The sequence below is a fragment of the Mucilaginibacter frigoritolerans genome (assembly GCF_007830615.1).
GTDB lineage: Bacteria > Bacteroidota > Bacteroidia > Sphingobacteriales > Sphingobacteriaceae > Mucilaginibacter > Mucilaginibacter frigoritolerans.
Genome location: NZ_VLLI01000001.1, coordinates 1 through 13,603, shown reverse-complemented (window position 1 = coordinate 13,603; position 13,603 = coordinate 1). Strand labels below are relative to the sequence as shown.

General features: G+C 35.3%; 9 protein-coding genes and 1 rRNA gene. 7 read left to right on the top strand and 3 right to left on the bottom strand.

The window, feature by feature from the left end; all coding sequences use genetic code 11:
• Positions 1-177: 177 nt before the first annotated feature.
• Positions 178-1,200, bottom strand: coding sequence for an aldo/keto reductase (locus tag JN11_RS00050; RefSeq protein ID WP_144908415.1), 1,023 nt, complete (start codon positions 1,198-1,200; stop codon positions 178-180).
• A gap of 125 nt (positions 1,201-1,325) precedes the next feature.
• On the opposite strand from JN11_RS00050, the gene JN11_RS00045 reads away from it, so the two are divergent.
• Positions 1,326-1,652: a hypothetical protein gene (locus tag JN11_RS00045; RefSeq protein ID WP_144908414.1), complete on the top strand. Its 327-nt coding sequence runs from the start codon at positions 1,326-1,328 to the stop codon at positions 1,650-1,652.
• A 132-nt stretch (positions 1,653-1,784) separates the two neighbouring features.
• Complete coding sequence (locus tag JN11_RS00040; RefSeq protein ID WP_144908412.1) at positions 1,785-3,401, top strand: mechanosensitive ion channel family protein; 1,617 nt, start codon at positions 1,785-1,787, stop codon at positions 3,399-3,401.
• On the opposite strand, the gene JN11_RS00035 is transcribed toward JN11_RS00040, so the two are convergent.
• A complete protein-coding gene (locus JN11_RS00035; RefSeq protein ID WP_144908410.1) occupies positions 3,398-4,378 on the bottom strand; it encodes an acyl-ACP desaturase in 981 nt (326 codons plus the stop codon). The two genes, JN11_RS00040 and JN11_RS00035, sit on opposite strands and share 4 nt — an antisense overlap.
• Before the next feature lie 716 nt (positions 4,379-5,094).
• On the opposite strand from JN11_RS00035, the gene JN11_RS00030 reads away from it, so the two are divergent.
• The 5 genes from JN11_RS00030 to JN11_RS00010 all read left to right on the top strand — a co-directional run bounded on the left by JN11_RS00030 (position 5,095) and on the right by JN11_RS00010 (position 12,486).
• A complete protein-coding gene (locus JN11_RS00030) occupies positions 5,095-5,451 on the top strand; it encodes a hypothetical protein (protein ID WP_170227662.1) in 357 nt (118 codons plus the stop codon).
• An 89-nt stretch (positions 5,452-5,540) separates the two neighbouring features.
• Positions 5,541-6,887 carry a sensor histidine kinase gene (locus JN11_RS00025; RefSeq protein WP_144908406.1) on the top strand — a complete coding sequence of 449 codons (1,347 nt, stop codon included), beginning with the start codon at positions 5,541-5,543 and terminating at the stop codon, positions 6,885-6,887.
• A 13-nt stretch (positions 6,888-6,900) separates the two neighbouring features.
• Positions 6,901-8,988, top strand: coding sequence for a cellulose biosynthesis cyclic di-GMP-binding regulatory protein BcsB (locus JN11_RS00020; protein ID WP_144908404.1), 2,088 nt, complete (start codon positions 6,901-6,903; stop codon positions 8,986-8,988).
• Between the two features lie 100 nt (positions 8,989-9,088).
• On the top strand, positions 9,089-10,927 hold the full coding sequence (locus JN11_RS00015; RefSeq protein WP_144908402.1) for a glycosyltransferase family 2 protein: 1,839 nt from the start codon (positions 9,089-9,091) through the stop codon (positions 10,925-10,927).
• Positions 10,924-12,486, top strand: coding sequence for a hypothetical protein (locus JN11_RS00010; protein ID WP_144908400.1), 1,563 nt, complete (start codon positions 10,924-10,926; stop codon positions 12,484-12,486). Before JN11_RS00015 ends, JN11_RS00010 begins: the two co-directional genes overlap by 4 nt.
• A gap of 800 nt (positions 12,487-13,286) precedes the next feature.
• On the opposite strand, the gene rrf is transcribed toward JN11_RS00010, so the two are convergent.
• Positions 13,287-13,398, bottom strand: a 5S ribosomal RNA gene (gene rrf / locus JN11_RS00005).
• Positions 13,399-13,603 lie beyond the last annotated feature (205 nt).

Here is a 13,603-nt window from a genome sequence, read left to right as displayed (position 1 = left end):
TTACGTAAAAATACGTATACAAATAGGGTGAAAACACGGTAGTAGCACGCACGTTCAAACACTATTTTTATGTCAATTAAAACCCGGTTAATTAGTTCCGGGGCACCTAGACCTTATCATCTAAAAAAAACCGCCCTGAAGTAAATTTGGTGCGGTTTTTTTTTATACGTAATACTATTAGTCTCTCTTCTCTATGTTATCATAAAAACCGCCAAACGTATTCATCTTAACTCCCTCCTCTTTGAAAAAATCACCAGGGAAACCTAACTGAATAGCACTTACTTCATTTAATTTCTGCAAATGTTCTTTAGTAAGGTTTACATTAATAGTTTTAAGATTATCTTCCAGTTGACTCACTTTAGTTGCCCCCACTATAGGAATAGATGAAAAACCCTGTTCAACAGTCCATTTTAAGGCTACATTTCCTGGGGAAATTCCTAATTCATCAGCAATAGCCACTACCACTTTTGTAATAAGGGTGCTGTGCTCATTCAAACGGTTGCTTTCGGGTTTTATACGGCCTTGTTCACCCCTTATATACTTACCGGTTAATGCACCACCGCCCAGTGGAGCCCACGGTGTAACCGTCATCCCAAAATGCTTTGCCATTGGAATCAGTTCCCGCTCTGGTGTACGGGCAAGCAGGCTATATTCTACCTGTAAGGCTACAAACTGACTCCAGCCCATTACTTCAGCAAGGGTGTTGCCCTTGGCCACCATCCATGCTGGTGTATCACTTATGGCAGCATAGTTAACCTTTCCCTGCCTTACCAAATCATCTAAACCGCGCAATACCTCGTCAATAGGTGTTAAATCATCCCAAATATGCAGGTAAAGGATATCAATAAAATCAGTCTTTAGCCGCCTCAGGCTTTCTTCCACGCTACGCATCATATTTTTGCGGTTGTTGCCAGATGCATTAGGATTAGTAGTATTATCCTTTAAAGAATATTTGGTAGCCAACACAAAGTAATCACGGTCGTGATTACTCATATAATCACCTATAATTTTTTCGCTGGTTCCCAATTTATAAACATTGGCTGTATCCAGAAAATTACCGCCTGCTTCGGCAAAAGCATCCATAATTTTAAAGCTGGTTTCCTTATCGGCCCCCCAGCCGGCTTCTGTGCCGAACCCCATTGTACCCAAGCACAGTTCCGAAACTTTAAGGCCCGAACGGCCCAGTAATTTATATTTCATAAGATGATGTTTAAAAGCTAAAGACCTTTTTCAATTCAAATTTAATTGAATTGTTTGTTTGATATAGCCTGCATTGAAACAATATTGACAGGTGCTTGTAATTATTTATATAAACCCATCTAACCATGAAAATCTTAAATATTCATAAAACCATAACAGCAGATCAATTGCTTCAGTTATTACAGCAAAAATTAAATTCGCTTTTTCAGCATCAAACACAAAGTGATATAGCCTTTGTGAGCGAAATTAAAGATGGAAAAGTTGAAATTTCCCACCCCTCACTTTACGAAGGCTTCTTATTCAGCATTGAAATTAATGGACACGGGTTATGGATCATCCGTTCAGAGCATTATGTTGATGATGTAAATTCACTTACTATCGAATCAATACTGAATGAATTGTTTGCAAAGCTAGCTGCCGACGGTAAGGTTACGCTTATTTTGGAAGGTTAGTTATTGATTTATCAATTACGTCGTAAAAGTAATAAGTTTCTTAATAATTATATTTTATTTCGATCAGATTAACATTTATCAATTGCCAGTATTTTAATATTATTAGGTAGCTTTAAATATAAATTCCTGTTTATGTTTAGATATCGCTACCTTCTTTTATTTCTTCTGATTACGTTTGACTTTGCTTATGGGCAAAAAACAGTTACTGAAAAAGGTGCACCCGTAATAGTAAACCAGGATACTGTATTTGAATTTTATACCGGCCAGGGATTGTTTACTGCCAAAGAAAGGGCATCCGTTATAAATAAACGCTTAAATATACTTATATCGCAGCTGGATTTTAACCCGGATTCATTAGTGGTGAAAAATGACACTTCCATTTCTACAATTACCTATAAATCTGACCTGATTTTAGCTATTACCAATAAAGATGCGGCAGCTTCTGAATTAGACCGGCCTCAGCTGGCTGCAAATTATCTGGCTATTCTCAAAAAAAAATTGGGCCATAGTTTTGAAAGCAACAGCATAAAAGAACAAATTATAAATGTACTCGAAGCTATTGCTGTTGTGGCTGTTCTGCTGATATTGATATGGGTAATTAACCGTGTGTTCAGATTGTTAAAATTCAGGCTGCTTAAATCATGGGAAACACGAGTAGCCAAATTGGCCGAAAAAGGAGCCCCTGTGGGCTATGCAGACAGGCTGCTACCCATTGTAACTAACCTGCTCCGCGCGGGGCGTGTACTCATTATCATATTGCTGGTTTATCTGGCCTTACCCGTTGCTTTTTTAATTTTCCCCTGGACTAAACCCATTGCAACACAACTATTAAGTTATGTTATTGACCCATTGAAGGATATTGTAAAGGCCATTATCCGTTATATCCCAAACCTGCTTACTATAACGGTTATTTATTTGTGCACACGGTATCTTATTAAACTGATTAAATTTATTGCTACCGAAATTGAGAGTGGTTCATTTACTATCAAAAATTTTTATGCAGATTGGGCCATTCCTACCTATAATATTATAAGGGTATTATTATATGCCTTTATGTTTGTAGTTGTATTTCCCTATTTACCGGGATCTGACTCAAAAATATTTCAAGGGGTTACTGTATTCCTGGGGGTATTGTTTTCCTTTGGGTCATCATCAGCCATATCAAATATGATAGCTGGCCTGGTGCTTACATACATGCGGCCCTTTAAAATTGGCGACAGGGTAAAGGTTGGGGAAATAGTTGGTGATGTTATTGAGAAAAATTTACTCATTACCCGCATTCGCACAGTAAAAAATGAGGATATAACAGTTCCTAATGCTACTATATTGGGCGGAGCAACTACCAATTACACCTCATCATCTCAAAACCTGGGATTAATTTTACATACCAGCGTCACCATCGGCTATGATGCACCCTGGCATATTATCCATCAATTACTGATTAATGCGGCAATGGCAACTGAGGGAATATTAAAAGACCCCAAGCCGTTTGTTTATCAGACTGACTTAAATGATTTTAATGTTACTTACCAAATAAATGCCTATACGGCACATTCGCACCAAATGTCATCGCTATATTCATTACTCCACCAAAATATACAAGATAAATTTAACGAGGCTGGTATGGAGATCATGTCGCCACACTTTACCTCATTACGGGATGGTAATGCTATACAAATACCTGAAGCCTATATCTCAAAAGATTATAAAAAACCGGGATTTAAAGTTGACAAAGAAGATAAGAATTAACCATTTATCCAGCTGAACTTATACTCCAGCATTGGGTTTTTCATTCTTTCGGCAACACGAAGCAAACGGTTTGGAAGGTTCATGATATAGTCACGTGCCTTTTCGCCGGTTTCATTTAAATCCACTGTGCTCTCAATATGCCAGTCTTCAATCAACTCTTTCAAAATATCCACATAGTCAATTGCGGTATAAATACCCAAACGCTGGGCGGCATCTGTAAAGTGACCAAATGTTTGTCCTATTTTTAAACCTACTTCCCGTAAGAAATGCGCAGGCATCACAATTTTTTTGCGCATCATGTCTTCAAAAGCAATCATGGCTTCGTTGGCATCAACCTCAAATATTTTTCCAATAAAATATTTGTAAGCTTTAGCATGACGGGCCTCGTCACTGGCTATTACGCCACACATTTTTGAAAGCAGCGTATCGCCATCCTTTTTTGCCTGTGAAGCAACGCGGCGATGCGAAACATTGGTTGCTAACTCCTGGAATGAGGTATAGATAAAATTACGGTAGGGATCATGACCTGTGCCAATATCAAAACCATCAGCAATAAGATACTGGGTTGATATTTCCATCATCCGCATATTTACGCGACCAGACAGATATAGGTATTTATTCAATAAATCGCCATGGCGGTTTTCTTCACCGGTCCAGTGACGGGTCCATTGCATCCAACCACCTTCTTCGTCACGTGATACACCTTGAACCATTGTTAACCATGATTCATAAGTAGGCAATGCCTCTTCGGTAATAGTATCACCAATTAATACAGCTATAAGATCATAAGATAAGCCCTGAGCGCTCTCCTGCAGTTCTTTAATTTCGCTAAAAAACGTGTCGCGGGACGAATCAGGCAAAAAATCAGATGGCTGCCAAATTGTATCGATGGGCTTTAAATATTCATCCTTTTTCTCAAGCATGAATTTTTCAATGTGCAACATCACTTCCCGACGCTTTTCTTCAAAAAATAGCATAACAATATATTAGGGTGCAAAGGTAACGAATTATAATAATAATAAACTATTCAATTTTGGCCTTTATAACCAATCTTGGCATCCGACAATCTATTAATTTGGCAGTCTTTTTATTATAAACATCTTAACCATGTCAATATTCAATCTCCTCATGATTTCTGTTTTTATACCATTTATGGCTTACAATTAATTTGCTATCATCCGTCTATAATTAATATAATTAACTTTATTTAATACTTTTTACCTTTGAATCAATAATTGCAATTTTTTCCGCACAGTATGGAAATGAAGCCCCAACAATAGCTTTCTTCCCCAATAATACCCCAACTAATGGTGCAGAAATAAAAATGCTTAATAAAAGTTCAAAGTATGGATAACATTTTCGTCTGATAACCGTACAAAGCGGCTCAGTCTATATTGATGTTCTAATTTGAGGCATCAATTATAAGCATTTGTTCTTTATCAATTTCATTATGGCGATTTACCTGGTAATGAGAAGCCTCTCTCCAAATATTCCGATACATATATGGGTGTTTATTATATAAAAAAATAAAAAGACAATCACGCTCTGCATGGTACCTCCTTTATTAATGATTTCATATAAGTTAATATTTATTGGCGTTTAAATTAAATAACTCGTATCTTTAAAATTACCATAGTGTTAGTCTAATCAACTTAAAGCTGTATAAATTGCCTTATTTAACAACAAGATCAATATGGGTAAATATTTACCCAATCGGGTTAAGTTCCGATTGGAAATCTTTAAACGTAAGCGGCAGCTTTATACTTTCAATTTCACGTTATTTATGGGTATAAAATTTACATACTTCAAGGTATTTTGGCTTAAAGCGTCTTTATTGGGTGCCTGCTTAAGCCATAAAATAATGATGATATTATTAAAGCTTTTAGCCGTTTTTAATGCTAATAAGTGGGAAATTGGGGTGGTTGGATTGCTTTTTGCTATAGCAAGGGAAGTAAATATTATTAATATAAATAATGCTTCCTTTCTTTTAAAAGGATTTAAACATGATTATCAGATAATTAAAGTGAAAAATATGTTAAGATGTGCATAAATACACGTGTAGACTTTTTAATATTTTCATTTACTTTATAGTAATTAAATATATAGGTTGCCGAAATCTTATTATAATTTAAGGAAATAATGTTTGTTCAAATAACCCAAGAAGAGTTTTCAAAAGAGATATCAAAAAAGGCCTGGTACCAGACTAATAATATTATCTGGATGATTTTATTTACCTACCCCTTAATTTTTATCATTGACATTATTTTTGCCAATTCAATCTGGCTACAGTTCCTGATTGTAAGAGCCATTACTGATATTATTATATATTCCTTATACAGCATTTTCCAGCGTAAAAATTACGATTACCGCATATTACTTCATATTACCCTTTTTCTATTGTCACTCACATCAGCTGTAGAGTGTAATATTGTAGATGTTCAGGACATTAACATCTATTTCCTGGTTTTCTCTGCCCTCATTCTCTTTTTTAACATGATGGTGTTCTGGGAGCCGTATAATTCAATTATACAAGGTTTGGTAGCTATATTATTACTAGCTATATTTTTTAAAATATTTAACCAATATACTTCAGACCTGATTATTACCAACGGTGGACAGTTCTTCTTTATTATTATCTTAATTTCTTGTTTAATACCTGGTGCTCGTTATAAAGTAATTGTGCGCGATGTACGTTCTCAAATACTCATCACCAAATCAAACGAACAACTGAAAAATCAAAATCACGATATTGCCGAAAAGAATAATATTATTGACGCACAGTATGAACAATTAAGAAAACTGGATAATCAAAAAAATAGTTTTATTAATATTGCTGGGCATGATCTTAAAAACCTGGTAGGCTCAATTATTATGAGCAATAACATGCTAAAAGATGAGGATTACCGACTAAGTGCAGATCAGCTTGAATTGATAGGTTATATTTCTGAGTCATCAGAAAAAATGCAATACCTGCTTAATAAGTTGATGGATGTGAAAGAGATTGAATCGCAGGAAATGAAATTTAATCTGGAAACCTTTGATATCAATGCTGAAGTTTTACATGTATTTAAAGGCTTGGTTGAAACTGCACAGATGAAAAACATTCATTTGATTGATAATATATTAAAACTCCCCCTACATGTTAATCTTGATAAAGTTTTTTCGGGGCAGGTATTTCAGAATCTTTTATCAAATGCAATTAAATTTTCTCAAACAAACAATAATATCCGCGTAGTAACCAGCTTACATCGTCAAAAATTTGTGTTTGAGATTATTGATGAAGGTATATCAATAGGCATGGAAGAACTTGATATGATGTTTAACAAATTAAAAACGTTAAGCGAAGCATCAGGCCATGTGGAGAGCAGGCTCGGTCTGGGTCTGTCCATTGCGAAACTAATGACACAGGAGATGGGGGGCGAAATTATGTATCGCAGTGATGAAAATGGCAATTATTTTAGAGTTGAATTTCACGTTATAAATTAATATTAACAAACCAATGAACAAATTTTTAACCTTATTAGCCCTTGTATTTCTTTTAAGTAAGGCATCATTGGCCCAAAGTATTGTGTCCTTTAAATCACTCGGACATGGAGATAATGCTATTTACGGAATGAGTGGTGCAAGTTCATTTTATGTAAAGATTTCTCCTATGGTTGAAGTCAATGGCGGTAAGCTTGTTTTATATTTTGAGCCTTCACAGGCATTAATAAAAGAACATTCTTTTATTAATATTATTTTGAATGACAGACCTGCATACAGTGCCCGTTTAACAAAGGATTCTATACAAAAGGTAGTATTAAATATAACCCGTGACGATATTTCAACAGACAAGTTTTTGAAAATTCAGGTCAAAACTTTGTTAACCATTAGCGATGATATTTGTCGTGACCTGGATAACCCGGCAATGTGGTTAAAGGTAAAAGACTATTCATACCTATCATTCCTAAAAAATAGAGATGGAGTTTCTGAAGTTAATATCAGCAACTGCTTTGAAAGCAAAAGAGCTATAGTTTACCCTGAAAACCCTTCGCTTCATGATTTAAAAGCTGTTGCCTGGGCTTATGCCCGCCTTAAAAAAGCTCAAAATAAACCAATTTTGGTTTTTTCTACAGATCAGCTTCCTGATAGTGTGAAAAACTACATTGAGGTTGGAAGTTTAGATGGATTACCTCAAAATAAACGTGAACTGATTAAGGTAACACCACAAACCAATGAAGGTATTTTATATCTTTCTAAATCTACAAGCACCATTACCGATACAGTAACACAAATGGTTAATGTAAAAGGAGTAATGGTTCCTAAAAAAACGGTTTCTGTCGAAACTGTTCCTGCAGAAATATTATTTGTAAGCGGCGGTGATGACAATGCCGGTTATGAAAAAGCTATTACTGCATTAGGAAATATCAATATTTTAAACTCAACCTTTGGCGATTACCTGCTAATTGACCAGGCTGAAAATACCTATTTTAAAACGGTTGATGAAAACCGCTCAAGATTAACGCTGAAACAAGTTGGTGGCTCAAGCGATTTCATGTCGGGGATTGGCTCATTAAAAAGTTCCTATACCTTTAAAAACAGCGACTTTAACTTTACGCCTAAAGAGGTTGAAATTAGATTTATTGGTACCTATAGCGGTTTGAATCCGGGCGACAGAGGATATTTTAATATCTATTTAAACGGTTTGTTAATTAGTAGTGAAAAATTAGATGCCTCCGGTAAATTAAATACGTCTATAACAATTAATCGTTATCAACATCATAAATACAATACACTCGAATCAGAATTCAGATTTTTCCCAACTAACGGAGAGTGTAAAAACAGCTTTATCAATTTCTTTGGTGAAGTTGATGTAGACAAATCCTACCTGGAATCAAAAAATCCATTTATATCAAGTGATCTGAGTTTTTATCAGTATCCTGAAGCATTTAATACCGGTACAACCAGAATCATTGTATCAAAAAATATTGCTAAATATGCCGCAGGTGCAATAGGTGAAGTTATTTATGAATTGAACAACAATATCAATTCAAACAATTTCCCTGAGTTTGTATATTCAAGCGATATACAGGCTCAAGCAGGTGATCTGAAAAAATATAACATTATAGCATTATTGGATAAAGACGATCCAATAATGAAGGAATTCCCGGATGCGCCGATCAAATTCAGCCAGAATTTCCGCTTGTACAATACAGATAATAATAAAATAGTTTATTCTTTATCTGACACTGTATCAACAGGCTTAGCACAAATATTTTATGGCCGCAGCAATAATGCAACCTTAGTACTTACGGCAACCGGATCGCATCAGTCAGAAGCTCTTTTAGCTGCATCTAAATCAATAACCGAACAATTGTCAACATTATCAAGTAACGTTTGCGTAACTGACATTAATTCAAACAAATATCTGTTCAACATTAATAAAACAAGCGGAAACCTTGAGTATGTTGATGCCAAAAGCACACTAACAAAGTTTTGGGACAATTACAACTTATACATACTGCTGGGCATATTAATATTGATATTACTTTCATTCCTGTTTGTACGTTCAAGAGTTCAAAGGTCACAGGAATTATATAACGACTAATTTAAGTAGTCACATTTCAATTAAATAAGTAAGCTTAACCAAACTTAAGGGTTAAGCTTACTTCATAAATGTTTTTAAACTTTACCGAAACAAAATAAATATGTCAATCCCCGAAATTTTGATTAATGACGGCTTTATATCTCAACATGATCGGGAAAAGATTGATAATTTATCAGCCACGTCCGGGCTTTCATTCATTAAAATAGCACTCAATTTTGGTTACATATCACGCAAAAATTATGAACGCTCATTAATAAATGCCGGATATGAATTTAAGCAGATCAGGGAACTCCCTTTTGATACTGAAGTATTGAGCAAAATTGAACTCAAATTTGCCGATCAGCATGTTGCTCTGCCTTTACGCATCGAAAACAATCGGGTTGTAACCATAATGTCCGACCCAAGCAACCAGTTATTTCTCGATTACATACGCTTTACTTATGATTGTGAGCCTGAAATAATTGTTGCGTCAGACCTTGATATTGTATGGTTAAGTCATAAACTACTGGGCGATAAATATGTAAAATCAGCAGTTTTTGAATTATTAAAGCGCGATCCCAATAGTTCAGCCTTTATCACATTTACATCATCGCAATTAGTATTCCTTTTTGGTTTTCTGGCACTTGTTGTGATTGGATTGATGATCAATTTTAAAAATACATCCATCACCATAAATGTAATTATCAGTTTCTTTTTCCTGGTTGCCATATTATTCAAGCTATTCCTTGCTCTTGTAGGATCACGATTTGAGTTACATCAGGCAGTAACCCGGGAAGATTTAAAACTTTTAAAGACCGAAGACTTACCCATTTACACTATTTTATTACCAGTATACAAAGAAGACAAGCTAATTAAAAAGCTTATTTGGAACTTGCAAGCACTTGATTACCCACGCGAAATGCTGGACATTAAACTGCTTATAGAAGAAGATGACGACAAAACACTAAATGCCGTTAAAAACCTCGATTTCCCGGCCATTTTTGAAGTTGTGGTTGTGCCTTTTCACATGCCTAAAACAAAGCCCAAGGCATGTAATTACGGCTTACACTTTTCAAGGGGTAAATATTTAACTATTTACGATGCTGAGGATATTCCAGACACAGATCAGCTCAAAAAGATAGTTTCGATGTTTAATAATTTACCGTCGAACTATATTTGTATCCAAAGTGCTTTAAATTACTTTAACAGGAACGAAAATTTCCTTACCAGGATGTTTACACTGGAATATTCTTACTGGTTTGATTATATGCTACCGGGCCTGGATACCTTAGATATCCCAATTCCTTTAGGCGGTACAAGCAACCATTTTAAACTCGAAAACCTGGTTGAATTAGGTGCATGGGATCCATTCAATGTAACGGAAGATGCTGATTTAGGGCTTAGAGCTTATGCAAAAGGATACAAAATAGCAGTTGTAAACTCAACCACTTATGAAGAGGCTAACAATGAGCCATTTAACTGGATTCGGCAGCGCTCAAGGTGGATTAAAGGTTATATGCAAACCTACCTTGTACACATGCGTAACCCGATAGCATTATGGCGCAAATTAGGCTGGAAAGGCTTTCTGGGTTTTAACTTCTTTATCGGAGCAACACCATTAACTTTTTTAGTTTATCCTTTCCTGCTTGCCATTTTTATCAGCTATCTGATATTTGATTTATCAACCATCAGGTCATTATTCCCGGATTGGGTACTATTTATGTCTATTTTTAACCTAATGGTTGGAAACATATTGATGATTTATATTAATATGATGGCGGTGTTTAAACGGCGTTATTATGAATTGATATTGTTTGCAATAGCTAACCCGGTTTATTGGCTTATGCACTCTATTGCTGCTTTTAAAGGACTGTACCAGTTGGTAGTTAAGCCTTTTTATTGGGAAAAAACGGAGCATGGTTTAAGTAAGGTAAATAGTCCAACAAACATTGTTAAATGAAAACTAATCCAACTAAATATCTGTTACCGCTTACCATATTACTGGGTGTTTATTACCTGTTAATGGGTATTTACTTAAACAGGTTGGGCTATTTTAGCCAGGAAGGGCTGTTTTATATTGAAAAAACAAAAATTGTTCTTGAAGGCTTTGGCAACCGTTTAAAAGTAATGGGCTTAACGGCTCCTATTTTACCATTTTATTTGTCATTTATATTTTCGGCAATAAACGCCCAGATTGCCCCGGTAATTGCATCTGCATTATGTACTGCCATTCTTTTTTATATACTGGCAAGCACAGTTTTAACTACTTTAGAAGATACTTTTTACCTGTTTATATTACTACTAATTTTCACACTGCATCCCGGTATACTGTATGCGGCATGTTCAGGAAAATCAGTTGCTATGGTATTGGTATTTTTCCTGCTTTTCTTTTTCAATCTGCTTCAATTTTACAGATCAAATACTACATTCCACGTATCTATAGCAAGTATCTGCCTTGTAATGCTCATATTTTGCGATTATAAGTTCATTTGGCTTACTTTATTCTTTATCCCACTTGTATTATCTATAACTGTAAAAAGTTTAAAACTAGGTGAACAGGAATCCATATTCAGACTTTTCCAAAGTTTCAATAATCCATCATTACGTCGTAAACTCATAAACAAAACATTTGCCCTCTATATTATATTGTTCATTTTGCCATTAGCTTGTGTGGTATGCTACAAATTATTAAACTTAACCCACGCACAGGATTTAAATTATTTTGATGAAAGCCCATATGCAACATGGCGTGTTTTGGCTGATAAACTTAGCTTTGATCAATTATCAACCACAGCTATTTATCAATTACCCGAAACTTCCATATTGCTTTCGGCCAGAATTATCATCTTTTGCCCGCTTATACTAGTTGCTGTTTATTTATTTAAAAACAGCACTTATCAGATGTTAACCCTGTTAACTCCTTTTGCTTTTGTTGAGTTCTTGCACATTAAGTACGAGAAAGTATTTCTGGCTCATGAGTATTATTTAATCTTCCTGATATTATCGCTTTTATGTATTATTTACAAATCTAAAACTGTAAAAAATCAGGAAGTACTAAAACTAATTGTTGGAGTTCTAGCACTTATGCAGCTTTATACCGGATATTTTTTCCTTCAAAACTCATCAATCCGTGAAGAACGTATCTTTAGTAACATACTGTTTAACAGAACTCCTGATGCAAGACAAGATGAAAACCGCGATTTGGCAAATTATTTAAATCATTTGCCTAATGATGCGCATGTTTTAATTGATGATGCTATTGCTTACCCGGTAGTTGCTTTTACCGACAACCTGCACAAGCTTACCTTGCCCTATGAAGGCGCATTTTTAAGCGCCATAGAAGCTCCCGATAAGTACGATAATTATGTATTGCTGGCAACAGAAAAAAATGAAGTGACCGGCTTTACAGAGCTCAACAATAAGTATATACCTGTTATTAAAAATTCTAATAGCGCATTAAAGCTCAGAAGGGTTTTCGAAACTAATGATTGGATATTGTATAAAGTGTTTGATCAATAAGTCTTATATTTCTTCTATATTTAGATTAGATACTTCATTATCTAATAGTACCCCATTGAAAGAAAAATAGAAGCCCCCCTTACTGCCTGAATGGCAACTATCAATAAACCCTCTTTCTGGGTCTTTACGGGATTTTGTGTTTTGCTATATATTTGTAATAAAACAAATACTCCGGATACGGGTGATAGAAAAGTTCCTACTTCTCAAATGATCTTTATATATGAGTGACAGCATTTACCGGCTTGTTTCTGAACTTGATAACAATATCATTCAGGAACAAAAAGTAAGCTAGCTATTTCAATGTCTTATGCTATGTATTTGAAATAGCTAGTATTTTTTCACTTGCAGCTTTAATATTTATAAAAAGATAAGCTCTTTAAAGCGTAGACCTAAGCACTTCTCACTTGTGCCATAACGTTGAAATCTTCAACACTTAATAAGAGGTATAATTTATGCTTTTCCGCCTCTGCTATTCAAAGTTCTCAAATATTGTCCCTTGTTCTATTGATCTTGTCCCATTTGGGAATTTGATTTCACTAAAACAGGCATTTTTTCGGCCCATTTTGTCCCACCTTGGCCCATAGCTAAAGTTAACTTACTGATTTACAATGACGGGCTGATTTTGCTGACCCGCGTGTTTCATTCTGTGTCATGTTTCCCTGGGACGGGACAAGCACAGAATGGGAGGGATTATTCTGTCTGATAGGGTATTGAGCTCAGGCTGGTGTAGTTCAGTAAGAACCCAGCCTTATAAAACGCAAAAAGCCCTTGTTCATTAGAACAAGAGCTTAAGCGATAAAATTTGGCACCGACCTACTCTCCCACATTTTACTGCAGTACCATCGGCTCTGGCGGGCTTAACTTCTCTGTTCGGAATGGGAAGAGGTGGACACCGCCGATATAGGCACCTGAATATTTTAATTAGATTTGAGTATCAAGATCTGAGTATTGAGATTTTATCTCATGTCTCACATCTATTATCTCCTATCTAAGACAATGATTGAAAGAAGTAAGTAATTGAAAAGACAACAGTATCATTTTGATTATCTGTTTGTTTGGTGTTTGCGAGTAGCAAGGTATTGCTACCTGCTACTCACCATTTCCATTCACGAAGAAA